At 36.3% G+C, this 19,056-nt stretch carries 21 protein-coding genes; 6 read left to right on the plus strand and 15 right to left on the minus strand.

Going from position 1 to position 19,056, the window contains the following annotated elements; translation table 11 throughout:
* Nucleotides 1-2: 2 nt before the first annotated feature.
* Nucleotides 3-1,097: a glycosyltransferase gene (locus ACPF63_RS21460; RefSeq protein WP_426481250.1), complete on the minus strand. Its 1,095-nt coding sequence runs from the start codon at nucleotides 1,095-1,097 to the stop codon at nucleotides 3-5.
* The gene (locus tag ACPF63_RS21465; RefSeq protein ID WP_426481251.1) at nucleotides 1,097-1,321 is read right to left on the minus strand and encodes a uroporphyrinogen decarboxylase; all 225 of its coding nucleotides are present in this window, start codon (nucleotides 1,319-1,321) and stop codon (nucleotides 1,097-1,099) included. The genes ACPF63_RS21460 and ACPF63_RS21465 overlap by 1 nt, the downstream gene beginning before the upstream one ends.
* A gap of 151 nt (nucleotides 1,322-1,472) precedes the next feature.
* Here ACPF63_RS21465 and ACPF63_RS21470 point away from each other — a divergent pair, with 151 nt between their 5' ends.
* Entirely contained in the window at nucleotides 1,473-4,010 is a 2,538-nt protein-coding gene (locus ACPF63_RS21470; protein ID WP_077413662.1) for an ATP-dependent Clp protease ATP-binding subunit, read from the plus strand.
* 214 nt (nucleotides 4,011-4,224) lie between these two features.
* On the opposite strand, the gene ACPF63_RS21475 is transcribed toward ACPF63_RS21470, so the two are convergent.
* On the minus strand, nucleotides 4,225-4,752 hold the full coding sequence (locus ACPF63_RS21475; RefSeq protein ID WP_180564887.1) for a hypothetical protein: 528 nt from the start codon (nucleotides 4,750-4,752) through the stop codon (nucleotides 4,225-4,227).
* Between the two features lie 191 nt (nucleotides 4,753-4,943).
* Here ACPF63_RS21475 and mnmA point away from each other — a divergent pair, with 191 nt between their 5' ends.
* Both mnmA and ACPF63_RS21485 read left to right on the plus strand, forming a co-directional pair.
* Nucleotides 4,944-6,131 carry a tRNA 2-thiouridine(34) synthase MnmA gene (gene mnmA, locus ACPF63_RS21480; RefSeq protein WP_426481252.1) on the plus strand — a complete coding sequence of 396 codons (1,188 nt, stop codon included), beginning with the start codon at nucleotides 4,944-4,946 and terminating at the stop codon, nucleotides 6,129-6,131.
* Nucleotides 6,132-6,251: 120 nt separating this feature from the next.
* On the plus strand, nucleotides 6,252-6,452 hold the full coding sequence (locus tag ACPF63_RS21485; protein WP_077413256.1) for a hypothetical protein: 201 nt from the start codon (nucleotides 6,252-6,254) through the stop codon (nucleotides 6,450-6,452).
* 70 nt (nucleotides 6,453-6,522) lie between these two features.
* Here ACPF63_RS21485 and ACPF63_RS21490 read toward each other — a convergent pair whose 3' ends face one another.
* Both ACPF63_RS21490 and ACPF63_RS21495 read right to left on the minus strand, forming a co-directional pair.
* Nucleotides 6,523-6,873, minus strand: a complete 351-nt coding sequence (locus tag ACPF63_RS21490; protein ID WP_426481253.1) for a hypothetical protein — start codon at nucleotides 6,871-6,873, stop codon at nucleotides 6,523-6,525.
* A 12-nt stretch (nucleotides 6,874-6,885) separates the two neighbouring features.
* Complete coding sequence (locus ACPF63_RS21495) at nucleotides 6,886-7,623, minus strand: glycine-rich domain-containing protein (protein ID WP_426481254.1); 738 nt, start codon at nucleotides 7,621-7,623, stop codon at nucleotides 6,886-6,888.
* 138 nt (nucleotides 7,624-7,761) lie between these two features.
* Between ACPF63_RS21495 and ACPF63_RS21500 the strand changes: the two genes are divergently transcribed.
* From ACPF63_RS21500 to ACPF63_RS21510, 3 genes are all read left to right on the plus strand, one after another.
* On the plus strand, nucleotides 7,762-8,658 hold the full coding sequence (locus tag ACPF63_RS21500) for a hypothetical protein (RefSeq protein ID WP_426481255.1): 897 nt from the start codon (nucleotides 7,762-7,764) through the stop codon (nucleotides 8,656-8,658).
* Nucleotides 8,659-8,749: 91 nt separating this feature from the next.
* Nucleotides 8,750-8,947: a hypothetical protein gene (locus ACPF63_RS21505; protein WP_426481256.1), complete on the plus strand. Its 198-nt coding sequence runs from the start codon at nucleotides 8,750-8,752 to the stop codon at nucleotides 8,945-8,947.
* A 163-nt stretch (nucleotides 8,948-9,110) separates the two neighbouring features.
* Nucleotides 9,111-10,337 carry a DUF6051 family protein gene (locus ACPF63_RS21510; protein WP_426481257.1) on the plus strand — a complete coding sequence of 409 codons (1,227 nt, stop codon included), beginning with the start codon at nucleotides 9,111-9,113 and terminating at the stop codon, nucleotides 10,335-10,337.
* Nucleotides 10,338-10,445: 108 nt separating this feature from the next.
* Here the strand turns inward: ACPF63_RS21510 and ACPF63_RS21515 are convergent, their stop codons facing one another.
* The 10 genes from ACPF63_RS21515 to ACPF63_RS21560 all read right to left on the minus strand — a co-directional run bounded on the left by ACPF63_RS21515 (nucleotide 10,446) and on the right by ACPF63_RS21560 (nucleotide 19,053).
* On the minus strand, nucleotides 10,446-11,189 hold the full coding sequence (locus ACPF63_RS21515; RefSeq protein ID WP_426481258.1) for a LytR/AlgR family response regulator transcription factor: 744 nt from the start codon (nucleotides 11,187-11,189) through the stop codon (nucleotides 10,446-10,448).
* Nucleotides 11,190-11,249: 60 nt separating this feature from the next.
* Nucleotides 11,250-11,525: a 2TM domain-containing protein gene (locus tag ACPF63_RS21520; RefSeq protein WP_426481259.1), complete on the minus strand. Its 276-nt coding sequence runs from the start codon at nucleotides 11,523-11,525 to the stop codon at nucleotides 11,250-11,252.
* Between the two features lie 30 nt (nucleotides 11,526-11,555).
* Nucleotides 11,556-11,852 carry a 2TM domain-containing protein gene (locus ACPF63_RS21525; RefSeq protein WP_047380084.1) on the minus strand — a complete coding sequence of 99 codons (297 nt, stop codon included), beginning with the start codon at nucleotides 11,850-11,852 and terminating at the stop codon, nucleotides 11,556-11,558.
* Between the two features lie 125 nt (nucleotides 11,853-11,977).
* On the minus strand, nucleotides 11,978-12,547 hold the full coding sequence (locus tag ACPF63_RS21530; protein WP_426481260.1) for a methyltransferase family protein: 570 nt from the start codon (nucleotides 12,545-12,547) through the stop codon (nucleotides 11,978-11,980).
* Nucleotides 12,548-12,598: 51 nt separating this feature from the next.
* A complete protein-coding gene (locus ACPF63_RS21535) occupies nucleotides 12,599-12,904 on the minus strand; it encodes a 2TM domain-containing protein (RefSeq protein WP_426481261.1) in 306 nt (101 codons plus the stop codon).
* 4 nt (nucleotides 12,905-12,908) lie between these two features.
* Complete coding sequence (locus tag ACPF63_RS21540; RefSeq protein ID WP_426481262.1) at nucleotides 12,909-14,222, minus strand: 2TM domain-containing protein; 1,314 nt, start codon at nucleotides 14,220-14,222, stop codon at nucleotides 12,909-12,911.
* A 141-nt stretch (nucleotides 14,223-14,363) separates the two neighbouring features.
* The gene (locus ACPF63_RS21545) at nucleotides 14,364-15,023 is read right to left on the minus strand and encodes a hypothetical protein (RefSeq protein ID WP_426481263.1); all 660 of its coding nucleotides are present in this window, start codon (nucleotides 15,021-15,023) and stop codon (nucleotides 14,364-14,366) included.
* Nucleotides 15,024-15,073: 50 nt separating this feature from the next.
* The gene (locus ACPF63_RS21550; RefSeq protein WP_426481264.1) at nucleotides 15,074-17,320 is read right to left on the minus strand and encodes a TonB-dependent receptor; all 2,247 of its coding nucleotides are present in this window, start codon (nucleotides 17,318-17,320) and stop codon (nucleotides 15,074-15,076) included.
* Nucleotides 17,321-17,413: 93 nt separating this feature from the next.
* Nucleotides 17,414-18,316 carry an AraC family transcriptional regulator gene (locus tag ACPF63_RS21555; RefSeq protein WP_426481265.1) on the minus strand — a complete coding sequence of 301 codons (903 nt, stop codon included), beginning with the start codon at nucleotides 18,314-18,316 and terminating at the stop codon, nucleotides 17,414-17,416.
* 89 nt (nucleotides 18,317-18,405) lie between these two features.
* Entirely contained in the window at nucleotides 18,406-19,053 is a 648-nt protein-coding gene (locus tag ACPF63_RS21560; RefSeq protein WP_426481266.1) for a 4'-phosphopantetheinyl transferase family protein, read from the minus strand.
* Nucleotides 19,054-19,056 lie beyond the last annotated feature (3 nt).

The following is a 19,056-nucleotide window of genomic DNA, read 5'->3' on the forward strand; positions in this document are numbered from 1 at the left end:
TATTACCGGGATGCTTTTTCAAAAAGCTGAAGAATTTTTGTTTCTTCGTTCTCCCAGCAAAATACATCTGCAGCTTTGTTCAATTCGCTCTGATAGTACAGTCTTCCTCTTTCAAGAACCAGATTAATTGCTTTTTCAATCGTTTCAGGCTGATGATCTGTAATGATCTCTCCTACATTAAACTGATTTTTTATACGCTGCATTTCCGGAAAATTAATCATAACAAGCGGCACTCTGGACTGGATATAGTCACAAACTTTATTGGGAAGTGAATAATAATAACTAACTCCGTTATTCTCTTCAAGACTAAATCCTACATCTGCTGTTTTTGTAATTTCTCTGAGATTTTCCGGTTTCAGTTTACCCAGGAAAAAGACTTTGTCCTGCAGTTTTTCCTGAATGACAAGTTCTTCATATTCTTTTTTCTTCGGTCCGTCACCAGCAATTTTCAGAACAGCATCTTTAATATGATGCATGGCGGCAATCATTTTTTCAATTCCTCTGGATTGATTAATCGCTCCCTGATACAGAATAATTTTAGGATGGTTTTCAGGAATTTCAGGGGCAGAAAGAATTTTTCTCGGGATATTTCTGACAACTACCGGGTTTACCTTATATTTTTCGTGAAACCACTCAGCATAGCTTTCACTTTCTGTCATCATAAATTTCAAATGAGGAACCAGCTTTCTTTCCAGCACTCTCCAGAATTTTTGTGAAAACCTGTTTTGTACTGATGGCATTTCCGTGAAAATTTCATGGCTGTCAAAGACCAATGGAATATTGAGTTTTTTGGCAATGAGATAATTTGGCAGAAGCGCATCAATATCATTGGCATGAAGGATAGTATCTTTGTCTGCTTTTTTCTTAAGCTCATGGTATAATTTCCAGTTGAACTCAAAATAAGCTGTCTTTAGGCTTTTTGACGTCAGTCCTATTCTTGAAAAAGGATAAGGACGTTGCATTGTCTCATTTCCTTCCCAATCGTTTCCGATCAATTCAAGGGGATATCCGTTGTCAAAAAGGGTTTTGCATACCTTTTCTATTCGCTGATCGGTATACAAACTGCTAAAGGCAGATACTAGTATTTTTTTCTTCATCAATTTTTCTTGTCTAATATTAAATAATAGATCTGAATGAAACAAATGAGCCCGTTTGGAATGATAACCGGCCAAAGCATTCCATTGAAGATACCATAAATGACAAAACAAATACAGCCGATCATATTGACTACCCTAATTTTTCTTACATCTTTCAGTATGAAACTCAATACGATAAAAAGAGATGCAGAATAGCCGATGTAGGTGGTAATTTGAGTATCCATGGGGGAAATTTAAGGATAACAAACTTAATCATTTTCAATAAGATAATAAAATTTTTTCTGCCATAAAGTCATTAATTGATTTTTGGTAAAATATTTGTAATTTAGATAATGAATAAAAGGTAATGTTGCCTTTGTTCTAATGAGATATATTATGGATTATAAGTTTTCACAAGGTTTGAGCCAGGTGTTCAAACAAAGCAAAAGCGAAGCTAAAAGGCTGAAAAGTGAATTTCTTAATACAGAACATCTACTTTTAGGTATTATAAAAACGGAAAACTCTGCAAAAGAAATCCTTCAAAACCTTAATGCGGATTTAACACAAATCAGAAGAAAAATTGAAACTTTAAATACAGCAAGTCTAAATCCTATTTCTGAAGAGGTTACCAATATTTCTTTCACCAAGATGGCAGACCATGCCATTAAACGTGCAGAGCTAGAATGCCGTCAATATAAAAGCAATGAAATTAATACCGTTCACCTGCTTTTAGGTATTCTTTATAAATATGAGGATCCTACTTCAAATATCCTGGGAGCTTATGACATAGACTATGAGGGAGTTTCAAGAGAATACCAGACTATGCTTAAAAATTCAGGCCAGTCTCCACAGATGAGTGCTTATGATGACGATGATGAAAGAGAAGAATTTGAGCAAATGAGAAAGCCTACAGGAAATCTAGGTTCTGCAAAAAGTAAAACACCTACATTGGATAACTTTGGTAGAGACCTTACTTCTTTGGCCAGGGATGGAAAGCTAGACCCGGTAATCGGCCGTGAAAAAGAAATTGAGAGAGTTTCTCAGATCTTATCCCGTAGAAAGAAAAACAACCCTCTTCTTATTGGAGAGCCGGGAGTTGGTAAATCTGCCATTGCTGAAGGTTTAGCATTAAGGATTCAACAGAAAAAAGTGTCAAGAGTTCTTTACGGAAAACGTGTGATCACTTTAGATCTGGCAAGTTTAGTTGCCGGAACTAAATACCGTGGTCAGTTTGAAGAAAGAATGAAGGCCATCATGACGGAACTGGAAAAAAACAGAGATGTCATCTTATTTATTGATGAGCTTCATACGATTGTAGGAGCGGGAAGTTCTACAGGAAGTTTAGATGCTTCCAATATGTTCAAACCAGCTTTGGCAAGAGGCGAAATTCAATGCATCGGGGCTACGACTCTGGATGAATATCGTCAGTATATTGAAAAAGACGGTGCTTTAGAAAGAAGATTCCAGAAAGTAATGGTGGAGCCTACTTCTATTGATGAAACCATTCAGATTCTGAACCAGATTAAGGATAAGTATGAAGAACACCACAATGTAATTTATACGCCTGAAGCAATTAATGCCTGTGTCAATCTGACAGCAAGATATATTACAGACCGTTTCTTACCGGACAAAGCGATTGATGCAATGGACGAAGCTGGGTCAAGAGTTTACATCAAGAACATGAAAGTTCCTACAGAGATCATTGATTTTGAAAAGAAAATTGAAGATATCAAAGAACTGAAGCAGAAAGCTGTAAAAGCTCAGGATTATCTTGAGGCAAGAAAGCTTAAAGATGAAGAGGAAAGACTTCAGATGGAACTGAATGCTGCTCAGGAAAAATGGGATAAAGATGTAAAAGAGAAAAAAGAAACCGTGAGTGAGGAAAGTGTAGCGGAAGTGGTTTCTATGATGAGTGGAGTTCCTGTAACGAAAGTTGGCAAGAACGAGCTTGATAAGCTTGCCCAGATGGATGAAAAACTGAACGGAAAAGTAATCGGTCAGGAAGATGCTGTGAAAAAAGTTGTGAAAGCAATTCAAAGAAACAGAGCTGGTCTTAAAGATCCAAACCGTCCTATCGGTACATTTATTTTCCTTGGAACAACCGGGGTTGGTAAAACCGAGCTGGCTAAAGTAATGGCGAGAGAACTGTTTGAATCCGACGAATCTTTGATCAGAATTGACATGAGTGAATACATGGAGAAATTCGCAGTTTCAAGATTGGTGGGTGCGCCTCCGGGATACGTAGGATATGAAGAAGGTGGTCAGCTGACTGAAGCGGTAAGAAGAAAACCTTATGCTGTGGTTCTTTTGGATGAGATTGAAAAAGCTCACCCGGATGTATTCAATATTCTGTTACAGATCCTTGATGAAGGTCACGTTACAGACAGCTTAGGGAGAAAAATCGACTTCAGAAATACGATTATCATTCTTACTTCCAATATCGGAACCAGAGATCTTAAAGACTTTGGAGATGGTGTAGGATTCGGAACTTCAGCTAAAAAGACAAGCTCAGATACAAGAGCGAGAAGTACCATTGAAAGTGCTCTTAAGAAAGCATTTGCTCCTGAATTCTTAAACAGAATTGATGACATTGTGATCTTCAACTCTCTTGTTCAGGATGATATCAAGAAGATTATTGATATTGAATTGAACAAATTGTATGGCAGACTTGAAAAATTAGGATATAAAGTTGACTTAACTGAAGATGCTAAAAACTTCATTTCTGAAAAAGGATGGGATAAAGATTTCGGTGCAAGACCATTGAAACGAGCAATCCAGAAATATATTGAAGACTTATTGGCAGAAATGTTGGTAAACAAGCAATTGAATGAAGGAGAAACCGTAGTTCTTGACCTTAATGATGCTAAAGACGGACTGATTGGAAAAACGCAGAAAGCGAAAAAATCAGCTGCTGAGAAGTCTTCTCAATCATAATTTGAATAAATAATTTAATTTCAAATAGAAAAGCCCCGGGAAATTTTCCGGGGCTTTTCGTTTTATAAGTTTTACGTTAAAACCAATTATATTGAGTATTGTATTGAACTCCAAATATCTTTGTGGCTTAACATTATGAGGCTTGGCTGAAGCCGAATGAATTTTGTTCTTTGATTAAACGGGCTAAAGCCCGTTCCTATTGATAAACCAGGCATTAAAGCCCTACTACAAAACCGATATTCGGGATCAGACCGCTTGAAAACACACTGGAATTCTGCTTCCAGAGTACATTATACATCAATCCAATCTGCATAAAAGAATTATTCCCGATTCTTTGCATATATCCTCCTCCAAGATACAATGCATTTTCTTCTGTATTGTATTTATAATCATAGTATTTATCTTTATAGTCAACAAAATAATGCTGATAGTTTGCTCCCACATAAAATGATCTGGCAAAATAGTAATTGACAAATGGCCCTACCCCAAACATGGTAGATTTATAAGAATTGGAAGTCTGCCAGGATACACTTCCCACAACACCTGCCTCAAGATCATCCGTAAGCCTGTAACCTACTCTTGGTGAAGCAGACAGATTAAAAGCACTATTACTCCCAAATCCTAATCCGATTCCCCCTCCAAAAGTCCATTTGCTGTTTTCCTGCACCGGAGTTCCTACTGAAACCTGGGAAAACGCTGACCCCGAGATGATCAGCATCATTGAAATAATAATTTTTTTCATATGTAGATATATTTTGTTTTGATGATATTGTATACTCCCATTACTTGTTATAGTACGGTATAAAGGCAAATACGATTAATATCGTTTTTATCAATGTTTAAAATTATGGTTTTTTTACGAATTTATTTAGTTGTATTTTTGCCGCATCAAACTAAGAACTCCCGTTAAGAGTTTCGTAAAATTGAAATACAATGAAAATAGTAGTAGGCCTCTCCGGAGGTGTAGATTCTAGTGTTACAGCGTATTTGCTGCAACAGCAAGGCCATGAAGTGGTGGCTTTGTTTATGAGAAACTGGAACGATGCTTCCGTAACTCTGGAAGATGAATGTCCCTGGATTGAGGACAGTAATGATGCCCTTATGGTGGCACAAAAGCTTGGAATTCCTTTCCAGGTGATAGACATGAGTGAACTTTACAAGGAACGTATCGTTGATTATATGTTTGCAGAATATGAAAAAGGAAGAACTCCCAACCCGGATGTATTATGTAACAGAGAAGTAAAATTCGATGTTTTCATGAAGACCGCAATGTCATTGGGGGCAGATAAGGTGGCAACCGGACATTATGCAAGAGTAAACTCTACTTTTGACGAAAACGGAAAAGAAATTTTCCACCTTCTTGCCGGAAAAGACAACAATAAAGATCAGTCTTATTTCCTTTGCCAGCTAAGCCAGGATCAACTTTCAAAAGCGTTGTTCCCTATCGGAGAACTTACAAAACCTCAGGTAAGAGAAATCGCAAAGGAGATCGGGTTGGTAACAGCAGATAAAAAGGATTCTCAGGGATTGTGTTTTATCGGGAAAGTGAGCCTTCCACAGTTTTTACAGCAGCAATTGAAACCCAATGAAGGGGAAATTGTAGAAATTTTCAAAGATTCACCTTTATTTTCGGAAGAAAAACCAGAATTCGCTTCTAAAGAAGAAGAACTTGAGTTTTTATCCAGAAAAATCAACTATAAAAAGTCTGACGGAAAAGTAATCGGGAAACATCAGGGAGCCCAGTTTTTCACCATCGGACAAAGCCGGGGCCTTGGAATAGGCGGGCACAAGGAAAGCTGTTTTATTATCTCCAGAGAGATGGAAAACAATATCATTTTCGTGGGAGAAGGAAGCCATTTCCCTGGTCTTCACAAAAAAGCATTGAAAATAGATAATTCTGAACTGCACTGGGTACGTAAGGATATGAAACTTCAGAGTGGAGAATCTATGGAAGTAATGGCCAGATTCCGATACAGACAGGCTTTGCAGAAAGCAACTCTGTATCAGTTTGAAAATGCATTATATATTGAGTTTGATGAACTTCAGTCTGCCATTGCGGAAGGACAGTTTGCTGCATGGTATATTGATGATGAACTTATCGGAAGCGGTGTGATTGCGTAAAGGATGATGAGTTCAGGGTTGAGAATATATAAGTTTTTTTTTGAAGAAATAATTTTAAAGTTTTCTGTAACGTTTTTTAAGTTGTCTTACTTACTGAGTAAATAACAATAAAAAATTACTATGAAAACAACTACAAAAAACCAGTATGCTTATGTAAACAATATCCTGATCTCAGTTGTATCTGCGGTTTTCGGTTACAATCTTTATCAGGCAATTGTACATCCTGAGAATTCAAATATCGGAATCAGCCTTATTTTAGTGGTGATCACTTCCATTATGGTTAGAAAATATGGCTACCAGCCCATAAAAGAAAAAAAATAAGAGATTTGATCTCTATACCTTATTATAAAGCCCGGAACAGTTCTGTTTCGGGTTTGTTTTTATGAAACAATTACTTTGTTTTCTTGTTAATGTGGCTCATGATAAGAAACACTGCCACAATACATTCCAGGATTAAAATCATAACGAGAAATCCAACGGGCTTTCCCAGCATGATTCCTCTTACCAGTTTTATAATTCCCAGTAAAAAAATGAAGCCTGTAAAATAAAATGTAGTCTCCGAAATGGTTTCTCTCAAGGAGTTTAAAATAAAAAATGAAGCATAGAATCCGAGAACCAGAATGAGATAAAACTTCAGAAAGTCCGGCCCTTTAAGAATAATGGGATTCAATGTCTGACATGCTGTCATAAGCCACATAAAGCTTACTCCAACAGGAACTGAGTGAATGGTTAGTTTTTTCATATTGATTATTTTTTATCCTCCACATCCCCCACAACCACCGCAGCCTCCGCCACAACCACCTCCTCCGCTGCAGCTCGATCCTCCGCAGCTTCCACCTCCTCCTCCATCATTGCTTTGCTTATCCTTTCTATTAGGATCGGAAATTTCAGCATCACCTATGATTGAGGTTATTGTTCCCAAAATAAAAATAATGGCAAAAATCACTGCCGTGACCAACAATCCGGTGAAGCCTCCTCCTTCTGTACAGGAAAACAGCAGCAATAAAATAAAAATTGGAGAAAAAAAGGCCATCTTTTTCATCCAGCGTCTTACTTTAGATTCTTTCTTTTTCCCTTTCCATATTTCTTCGGGTGCTTCCTGCTGAAATATGTTCCTGTAGTCGGACATCGTATCTTCAAACCAATTCTCATGCTTCACTCTTTCTGTGTTTCCTCCTTTAGAAGGATGATGGTGAAGCGGTCTTTTTAAAATATTCGGACAGAATTCTTCCCAATAATTCTGGGTGTAGATCAGATGCAGATGCCATACTTTATCCACTATTTCGCTGGGAGAGGCCCCGTTGGGAAGAATACAGCAGAGATAGACAAACTTTTTATATTCTTCTATCGCTTTTTTTGCAAAATCAAGGCTCCAGCTTTCTTCTTTTGCCAGTTTTTTTGAAAAAGGGAAAGCAACGCCGGGAGCATCCAGCGAAAATCCCTGTATCCGGTTCCAGAGGGATTCATCTTTTAATAACATTCTTGTTTCCATTGTTTTAAATTTTGTTTTCTATTCAAATATCAATGGATTTTAAAATATAAAAATCTCTCAAAAGTCTTTTTTGGTTTGATAAAAATCTTAAATTAGTCTTATAAAACTAAAACGAATCTGACCATAAAAAATAAACAGATGAAAAAGGAAGATATACTGCATCTTGAAAAACTGATGAATTTCTTAAGCCGCCATTTTTTAAAGAAAAACCATTGGGAAGACGTTACCAAAACCGAATGGTCCTACATCAGCGCAGAACTGAATGAGCTCATTATCAATGATCATTCAGAGAAAGAAATTAAAAAAGAACCAGATCTTCTGGGGACTAATTACCTGTATGAACACCTGATTATCAATAAACTGAAAAAATTCAGGCAGAATGAAAATGCTGTTCTGAGCAGACCGAACCTTGCAAAACTGAGTCTAATTGTCAAAGTTCTGGGTTACTCCAATTATATAGACTTCATCAATTCCACTACAGAGTCTTTCAATTTTAATGATCTCAGGATTGAGATGAATAATGTAAATCTGAATACCGCTCTTCTGGATCGCCTGGTAGGCTGCTGGTACTCTTATAACAGAAATCTTCCTGAGAATCCTTTAATGGCAAAAGAAGACCGTATATGGCGCTCTGCAATGGAGATTTATAAATCAGAAACCACCGGAGAATATTTTATTGAAAGAAGCGGTGGTGACCAGCATAAGTATTTTGGTAAGGTAACAGCTTATTCCGACTATGTTTTTATCATTATGAACAGCAATACTTTTATCCGCCAGCGGCATTTTATTTCAAGAATTAAAGATATTAAAGAAAAACTTAAGAATCCTGACTATAAACTCCACGAAATACACTTTATAAGTACCTGTATCAGTTTCAATCAGGAGCCGATAGCCTTGTTTGAAATCTTCAGAAAAGCAGACAGAAAAAACTTTATTTCCGACTCTATCAGCTTTCCCATTGACAGCGATGAAATTCCGGAATCTATCCTTAAACAGCTTGAAGATACCGAATCTAACAGGATTGATTACAGATAGTTATGTAATTATTGATTATTATTTTGAAAATTGTTGTAACGTATTTTGAATTGTCATACTTACTGGATAAATAACAATAAAAAACATCATTATGAAAACAACAATTAAAAACCAATATGCATCCGCTAACAATGCTCTTATCTTTTTTGTCTCAATACTTGTAGGCTACAATATCTACCAGGAAATCTTTCACCCTGAAAAAGCAGATCTTATCTTGTGCATTGTCATGATCATCTTTACAGCTGCTACCATCCAGGAAAACGGAAAAAAAGAGGAAGCAAAAGAGTAAACATCCTTATCAATTTATATATCTACTGCCCCGGAATAAGACTGTTCCGGGGTTTATTTTTTCTCCTATGCCTAGAATACATTTAACTCTTAAAAATCAACATATTACAGCAATAATTCTCTAAATTGATAGTTCTAAATATGAACCCTTCAATTGTCGTACTATGGAATATTATGAATTGTATGAAGTTTTGAAAAGTCATTTTGATTCCGGAAAAGACAGGGTTGAAATAAAGGAATTAAATGTAACTATTGAGGCTGTTCCTTTTGAATCGAAGGTTTCTGATCTGCTTTATGGTTCGGAACATCAACATTGCATCACCCACCAGCAATTACTGGAAATCAGTGAAAAGGGGTATCTTTTTTATGGCCAGCCCGCTGTAGACATCAAGGATTTCGATATTGAATGCAATAAAAGGTTTACATATTATATCATGAAGAGAACGGATATAGAAACTGCCAAAGGTTGTATTTTCTTCTTTCATGGCCTGAATGAAAAAAAATGGGACAAATATCTGCCATGGGCATATGAACTGGCCCAGAGAACACAGAAAGCCGTTATTCTGTTTCCTATTGCTTTTCATATGGATCGTGCAGAACCTATCTGGAGTGACCGCCATCACATGATGGAAGTGGTTCGTTTCAGGAGGAAAAAATATCCGGAAAATATGAATTTCTCCTATGTGAATGCTGCGATAAGCTCAAGGCTGGAAGCACATCCTCAAAGAATATTCTGGTCCGGCCTGCAGACTTATTCTGATATTACTGAAGTAGTAAAAGAGATTAAAAACAATAAAATAAAAGGGATTTCCCCGGAAGCAGATCTGGATTTATTTGGATATTCTATTGGATCTTTTCTTTCAATGATCATTAAAATGGCAGATCCGAACCATTACTTTACCCGGTCTAAAGTTTTCTGTTTTTGTGGAGGAATGACTATTGACAGGATGTTTCCGATATCCAAATACATCATGGATACTCAGGCTACTATTAAAATGCAGTCTGTCTTCACAGAGCTACTGAGTTCTGATTTTAAATCAGATACCCGTTTGAAACATTATCAGAATGAAGAACTTCATCCGCAGGAAAGCTGGTTCAAAAAAATGCTTCGCTACAATTATTTTCAAAGGGAAAGAGAAGAAAGAATTCATGAAATTCAGTCCCAGATAAAAGCGTATGTCCTGGAAAAAGATAGTGTTGCCCCTCCAATAGAAGCGTTGAATACTTTACGTGGAGGCTACAGGAACATTAATGTAGAAGTAGAAATCAAAGATTTCCCGTATGAGTATTCCCATATGGTTCCGTTTCCTCTTGCTCATAAGCATAAGAAAGAAGTCACGGAAGCCTTTCACCAGTTTGTACAATCTGCCAGTAACTTTTATAACTCCTGACAATTCCTGTTTTCAGGCATAAAAGAGGGAAAGGAACAGTTTAAAAATCAATAATATAAGATCCATGGTGTTTGTTTTTGTATAATGAGGAAATTTCTTCCTTTTTTATCAACTAACCAGCCAATCTTTGAAGTCTTTGACGCGGTCTCTGCTTACTGTAATTTCTTCTTCAGGCTGAAACTCCATATCCACTTTATAATAAGGTGATGTATGGATATTTTTAATATAATCTGAGCTTACAATAAACTGTCTGTTTACTCTGAAAAACTTTTTCTCATCCAGAACATCTTCCAACTCATCAAGCGTAAAATCTGATGGATAGATACGGTCTTCTGTCTGAAGATAGACGATTTTATTCTCACTGAAAAAACAGCTTATTTCCTGAGTCTGGATAATTTTAAGGTTATACCCGATTTTTACCAGAACTCTGGACAGTGTAGATTTCTCTTTTCTGATCAGCTGTTTGATATCCTGGGAACCATTCGTGTCATTGGCAGGAATAAAGGATTTAAACTTCTCTACTGCGCCTTCCAGATCTTCATCAAGAATAGGTTTTAAAAGATAATCAATACTGTTCAACTTAAAAGCTTTCAGTGTATACTGATCAAAAGCCGTGGTATAGATGATGAATCCTTTCGTTGGAATTTTTTCAAAGATATCAAAGGACAGTCCGTCACCCAAAACAATATCCGAAAAGATCAGCTGCGGATGTTCGTTTTCAGAAAACCAGGCAACTCCTTCTTCTACTGATTCTATTTTCGCAACGATCTCTATTTCAGGAAAATTACTCAGCATACGTTCTAATTTCCTTGAAGCAGGTTTTTCATCTTCTATAATGACAGTTTTGATCATTGAGCTTTAATTTTGGTTTTTAGATTTTAGGAAATAAAGTTAGATAAAAGCGGGCATATTTTAATATTTTATTGGCTTTTTCTCCTTCTCAAGCTCTTTTTCAATCATATTTCTTTCCAATTCAGAATCAAAAAGAAACAGTTTTACGGCTTTAATGAGAATAATAAATCCCCAGATCCCAAGGATAGTATATCGGTCAAACAATCGAAAATTAATCATCTTTTCGCCAAAAATATCATCCGGAATGATAAGAGCAGCAAAGATTGCAAATATAAAAATGCTTTTATAGAATTTTCTGATGTTGTTCGTTCTTGTGCTTGCAGTTTCGTAATTCATGATCGTGTAAGTTTTTAGTTATGATTATTGTTAGAATGTTTTTATTTTTCCTTTTTCCTCTTTCTCCATCAGTTCTTTTATCTTTCTTTCTTCCCAGCTTTTTCCAATTCCGAATACATTTATTGCATGAAACGCAATTCCTATTCCCCAGCCCAGCGCCGGCCATAAAAACCACAGATATCCGGGAGCGGTCATAAGATTCAGTATTGCCAGAAATGGAATAACAATACAATAAGAAGTAAGATTTCCATAAAATTCTTTTAATTCTTTCACTCTTCTGGATGCTTTTCTGTAAGCAATAGTCTCTTTATTTGGTAAAATTTCCATAATGTTTTGTTTTAAAAGGTTAATTTGTTTTTTTCTTGAATCAAAGGTAGTTCAGGAAAAGGGGTCAAATCAATTTTATATTACCGAATGGTAGATTATGCTATCCGAATCGTAAAAACGGGTAATTAATAGATAAACGGGATCAGCTTCTTTGTACTTTTTCTGTATTCAAGATATTCATCACCGAACTGCTCTACCAAAGCCTGTTCTTCGATCTTAATCCTGTAGGCGAAGGCTAAAAACGGAGGTACAAAAGCAAAGACTAAAGACAGCCAGTTATTCAAATATAAACCAAGGCCAAGAGAGGTTAGCAGGGAAAAGGCATAAGAAGGATGTCTCAGATATTTATAAAATCCTTCTTTTTTGATTTTATGATCCTGTCTGATGGTAATATCTACGGTAAAATATTTTCCCAGAGATCTGATGATCATATATCTGAAAATAATTCCGGTAAGAATGAGGAGTTCTCCCAGATAAAGAATCCAGCTTCCTGCAGCAATCGTAAAATGAGTGTTATAAGATATGAATATCGAACTCATTATAGAAAAAGGAATGGCAAGCCATAGAATATTCAAGGTTGATTTATCTTTGTTCTTTTGATCTTCTTTACCGGATTTCAACATGTTTTTGTAAAGAAATTCTGTAAGAAACCAGGCGGCCATTGAAATGTAGAATAGCGTTGACAAAGTGTTCATCTTTAATGAGTTTTTAAAATTAAAAGTGTTTGAGTAAAAAAGGAAATTCCTTTAATGATTTTTCTGCTTATCCATCAGTTCTTTAATCTTATGATCTTCCCATTTCCTGATAAAATTAATACGGGGTAAAAAAACCGTAACAGCGTGTGCTGCAAGTCCTATTCCCCAGAAAGTGGCTGTAAAAAAGTTTTTAAACTGAAAATAACTTTCACCAGGTTTCAGGTTCATACAGTTATAGACAACGATCATGGCATTCACTGCAATATAAGCGAATAAATGTCCGTAAAATCCACGTAACCGTTCTACCTCTCTTCTGGCACGTTGGTATTCAATATCATTTTCGTCAAATCTTTCCATCGTTTTATTTTTTTTGTTTGTTCATAATTTCACGAATCTTCTTTTCCTGCCATGATTCTCCTACTCCAAACACCTGAAAGGCATGGGAAGCAACCCCAATTCCCCATCCCAGCACCGGAAACCAAAACCACTGATTTCTGCTGCTGGTGTAAAGATTGATAAAGATTAAAAAGGAACATACAGTGCAGTAAGAAATAAGATTCATATAAAAGCTTTTCATTTCTTTTACTCTCTTCTGTGCACGCTTGTACGCAGCAGAATCATCTTCAGGTTTTGCACTGGAAACTTGCGGTTTATTCAAAAGCATCGGAAGTTTTACTTTAAAATGATCCTCTGACTTTTCTATGAAGACATTCCGATCGGTAAGCAGAGAATAACGCTGTACAATATTAGCAAGACCAATTCCCGAACTTTCTTTGATCTGCTCTCTTACCTGTAAGTTATTTTCAATACAAAGTATATTTCCCGCTGAAAAAATTCTTATCACCAAAGGTTTTGATGATGTAGCGAAATTATGTTTGATACAGTTTTCCAGCAGCAGCTGTAAAGACAGCGGAACAACATATTTCTGGTAATCTTCCCGGGCAACTTCAAAAGTAAAATCTACACTGTCTTCAAATCTTGTTTTCAAAAGGTCACAATATGTTCTGGCAAATTCTATTTCATCTTCCACCGTTACAAGCTCTTTATCTTTCTGTTCAAGTACATAACGGTAAATCTTTGACATTGAAGCGGTAAACTTCTGAGCCTGGCGCGGATTCTCATCAATCAGTGAGCTTAAAACATTCAGAGAATTGAAAAGGAAATGAGGATCCAGCTGATTTTTTAAACTTTCAAACTGAGCGTTTGCTGATTTCGCGATTAGTTTCTGCTCTACTACTTCTTTTCTGGAAGTCTTTTTCAGCTCTTCCATAAAGCTTTTAGCATGAAGAAAGGCAGAGATCAAAAGAGCAATATTGATCATAAACCAATTCGTTACCCCATACTTTGAAGAAAAAAACTCTTGTATGGTAGCCGTTTTCTGAATCACCACATAGTTCATATAATTACAGAAATAGACCAGAATAAAGTTCCCGATGATAATGGAAACAATACTTAAAACCGCTCTCGTTCGGGTAGCTTCCGACCATGGGAATTTTCTGTTGAGAAATTCATTGATAAATCCGTTTCCAAACCCCAGTACAAAGGAATACATGGTTGAAAGAAGCAGCGTGATCAGAAAAGAATTCAAAGTCTTTTCATCATTAAAAAACAAAAAGAAAAATAATGTGGTTCCTAATGACGTCCAAAGTAATATGGTAAAGTATTTCCGTTTCATGATCTGTTTTCTTGACTCAAAATTAGTTTTTATTAAAGGTATCAAAAATTAATTCTTACCGAAGGGCTGATTTTCATCCCTGAATGGTATAAAAAAACCTTCACGAATGAAGGTTAATTTATAAGTAAAGCAAAGAATGTATTATTTCGCTTTTTCTACCGGAAGGCTTAGAAAATAATCAGCTTCACCTCTTCCCCAGTTAGGATCTAATGCCGTTTTAGGTTTGTAGGTCTTAAATTTTGCCTGTGCATCTTTGAACATTTCCAGTCCTTTGGTTTTGCTCCCTCCGTACTGCTCAGGAGTAAAATAAACGTCTTCTGCTTTGATAAGAGCAATTCTTGGATTTGCAGGCTCTAATTTTTCTGCAATATTAAGTTCTTCAGCAGCTCTGGCTCCGTCTGTCATATAACGCTGTGCCGGATTTACCATCATTCTCAGTGAGTAGGACATTTTTCTCAGCAAGTGAATTTCTGCATTATCTGCTCCGGCAAGATTCTGTGCCATTGACAGTTGTTTCTCGGCCTGATCTGCAATAGCATCCAGTTCCTGCATTTTTCCGTCTCTCATCAAGGTTCTTCCTTTCTGGATATAAGAAAATGCCGAATAGTACGCCGGAAGCCATTTTGTGCTTTCTTTACTTCCTATCCTCTGGAAATCATTGGCCAGAGTCTGGAAATCTTCCGATGTTTTACAGACTTCAATTCTTCCGATTTTTTCAGTCATTATTTTGTCGTAATCTGCCTGTGCAAAAGCTGTTAAGCTCACAAAAGCTAAAGCAAAGCTTAAAAGGTGTTTTTTCATGATATCAAATTTTAAAAGTTAGTCTATTTGTTTGCCCTAAGGTATGTTTTTTATAAATTATTATTGATGGCATCATCCGTTTTGTCTATTCCGAAACTTATAAATGCTCCAATGAACACAAAAGTATTGACTGGTGGAACGATTGCAGAACTTCTGGATCCGTCTGCAGAGAAATTATAGCCATATACATTCTTTGATCCTAAAATATTGCTGACACTCAATACGAACACCGGAAAAGCTTTCGCATCTTTTTTACCGATATTGGGTAGATAATTGATACTGAAATTCAAAGCATTATAATCTTTTAATCTCCCTTCATTTCTGGTATAATTAATTGCTTTCCCATTCTCAAACGTAGAGGCAATATCATAATAAGGACGTCCTTTGGCATAGGTATACGATAAGTTTACTCCAAGCTTCCATTCCGGAATAAATCTTTTTGCCACTGCAGAAAGGGTGTGTTCCGCGGCAAAACTTGGCTGCAGGCTTACCGGATAATTAAGAAAATCTCTTTTAGAATTCAGGTATGAGTAGCTGATCCAATAATCAATATTCTCAAATGTTTTTTTATTGTCTCTCCAGAAAAATTCTACTCCTTTTGCATATCCGTATCCACTGTTGTTTAATGCGGATTGAGTCTGCTGATTCTGTTCTTTATCCTGATTAACATTAAATGTTTTAATCAATTGGTCATATTTTTTATAAAAAGCTTCAAAACGTAATGTTCTTCCTTCCGAAGCTCTCTGAACCTGAAAAATATAATGCTGAGACTTCTGGAAACCAAGATTTGCAGGACCATTGATATATTTACTTTCCGGATTCTGATAAAAGAGACCATACGCTAAGGAAGTGGTCCAGTCTTTTGCCAGGCGGTAAGCAATGGCAAAACGAGGGGCAATATTATTCTTCCCTAAAAAAGAAGAGTGTTCTGCTCTTACTCCTATTTTCGCTGACAATGCATTACTGAATCCAAGATCTGTTTCCACAAAAGCGGAAGAAATTAAATCTTTATAACGCTTCTGTACCGCTTCAAAGTTCAGGTTTTCATCCGTATTATTCAACTCAAATCCTCCTCTCAGAGCGCTGATTTTGTTGATCTTTCTTTCAATAACTGCTTTGAAGTTCAAATAATTTCCGTCTGTAAGAAGCTGGCTTCTGTTGGATTCAATATCATTGGTTTCTGTAGAAAAATGAAGATCAGATCTGTTGTAAGAGTAAGAACCTCCTACATTCAAAAGGTATTTTCCAAATTTCTGTTTAAAGGAAAGATTATGAAATGTATTTTTACCGTTAAGCTTTACCAGACTGAAATCATATCCGGGTTCAAGACTTTCCGATCTCACTCCCATTTTATTGGAATTAAACATCCCATAATATTTGAAAAAGCCCCCTGATTTTGTTTTAAATCTGAAATTCAGATCTCCGTTAAGACCCTGTGGTGCTTCAACAAAATCTGTATTAAAATTAAAGACTTTCTGCATCAGACTTAAAATAGAATATCCTGCTGTAGCGCCGTAGGAATAGTTTTTATTGTCTCCAAGCTTCTGAAATCCGGCACTCAGGAAAATAGGTGAAACACCTAAGCTGTAAGAACTTTCATCCGGAAGATCAACACTTTCCAGCATCAAAGCTCCTGAAAGAGCCTGTCCGTATAATGCAGAATATCCGCCGCTTGAAAATATATTCCCTTTGAAAAGTGAAGTATTGAACTGATCTCTTCCTGCAATTCCCGGAACAGAATTTGAAAAATAATTATTGATAAGACTTCCATCCATAAAAATTTTAGATTCCGTTCCTGTACCACCTCTGATAAAAAGACCTTCTGTTCCACCTACTTTCTGCACTCCCGGAAGGTAGGTTAAAGCTGAAGAAATCTGCCCGTCAGCTCCTGCTGTGGTGTAAATATCTATTGGAGAAAGCAGTGCTGTTGCTCTTTTCTTATCACTTGCTTCAATGGATCCTGCAGAAACTACTACCGCATCAATCTCACTGATCTGTTCTTTAAGGTCAACAATCAAAGAAATTTCCTGATTTTCAATAGAAACTGTTCTTTCTATATTCTCATATTTCGGATGGGTAAATGTTATTTTATGCTCTCCTTTTTCTGAAGTTTCAAAAGAAAAATTACCTTGGCCATCTGTGGTTGTCCCGTCATAGGTATCTTTCAGAGTGACGTTTACTTCACTTACCCCTTTGTTTTTAAAGGAAACTTTTCCTGAGATCTTCACCTGCGAATATCCCATTATGGAAGCGATCAGGAAAATAAGAAGCAGTATGTTTTGTCCTTGCGTTTTCATTTTTATTGTTTTCTGGGTCAAAAATAGTATGAGAAATGCCTTCCTGTAAAAAAATTGTTACCGAAAGGCATTCTTTTGTTACCGAATGGGAAATTAATGAATCGGAATACAAAAATCAACGAGCATTTTTCCTTCCAGATGTTCTTTAAAGTTGGAGTGATAGATTTCGTAAGGAAAGGTTCTTCTGGTGGTATAATTGTTTTCATTCATCCATAAAAACAAAGAAACCCAGCATTGTTCGAAGTCATCCAAAGTAACTTCGCCACTTCCTACAATGTATTTGCCCGCATCCAAAGTTTCGGCAAATACTTCGCCCTCCTGCTGCTTCAGCTTTTCATCCAGGAGCATACAGGCATGAATTCTTACTTTGTCAAGAGGGGTAATCTTACAGCTGTCATGATATACAGCGATCATTTTCACATTTTCCCGCGGAAAAAGATTCTTCTTTATCGCCCAATCTATTAATACGTTGAAAGAAGATTCCACATTTGCAATTCCAAGGCTCATTACAGACGCCAGATTCATTTCCGGCATTTCTTTTACTTCGATTTTTAAATTCATGTTGGTCCAATTTAACAGGTTTTCAATATTGCAAATGTATTGGCTGAAAACCGTATCAATTTGTCCGTTCTTGCTATGTGTTTGTAAAATCTTGTGAAATTTTTCAGGAGCTGACCTGCGGAATTCTGTAGGGGGCACACCATAATATTTTTTGAATGTTTTACAGAAAGCTGAGTGGTTTGAAAATCCAAGATTCCAGTAGATCTCTTTGATCTCCATATTTTTATGCATTGCCAGATGAAGGGCACTTTTTTCTATTTTCTTCCTGATAATATAGCTCTGAAGAGTCTCTCCGGTGACAAGCTTAAATATTCTGTGGAAATGAAAAGGCGAATAAGCGCTTATCTCTGAAACTTTCTCCAGAGACAAATCCGAATCAATATGATTATCAATGTATTGAATTGTTTTTACAATTCGTTTTTTATATTCTTCCAATTCAAGGTTGTTAGTTTACAAAGATATTTTTCCGGGGCAGAATTCTGTTGTCTTTTATTGCTATAATAAAGATAAAGAACTCACTTTTGCTATAGGATATCTCCTTCAAAATGTTTGAAAAGAGGGACTACATTTTTAATTTTTGGATCTGAAGAAGCCATATAGCTATGATAGTCTTTGTGAATAAAAATCTCTTTTATAAAGAACTTCTCATCTTCAATAACACACTCCCCATTAGTTACTTCAAAAGAATCTAAGGGAAGCATCATCCCACCTCCATGTGCTTTTATAGCAGCTTCTTTTCTCGTCCAATAGATGAAGAATCCTTTCATTTTATCCATGCCATCCTGAATTTCCTGAATCTCATTAGGAGTCATCTGAAATATAAAATCCCGGTAACTGACCTTCGGATCATTGTATTCTACATCTATTCCCAAAGGATATTCTGCAATGACACAGGCAACAAGGTCCTTGGAATGCGATATATTAAAATGAAGGTTATGTCCTTTCAAATAAGGCTTTTTGTTGGGAAGAATACCTATTTCCACCTCCGGAATATTATAAAAAGTTCTTAATCCATGCCGTAAAAGTAACTTCCCCAGCAAAGAAAGCTGTGCATCCTGCCATCTTCTGTATCTCAGAATATCTCTTTTCATATCATCAGAAAAAACAGGCAGATACCGGTCAAGAAGAGACTGGTGTTTTTCTTCGCTGATAAATGTATATAGAATAATCATTTT

Source organism: Chryseobacterium sp. R2ACT005 (assembly GCF_049949215.1).
GTDB lineage: Bacteria > Bacteroidota > Bacteroidia > Flavobacteriales > Weeksellaceae > Chryseobacterium.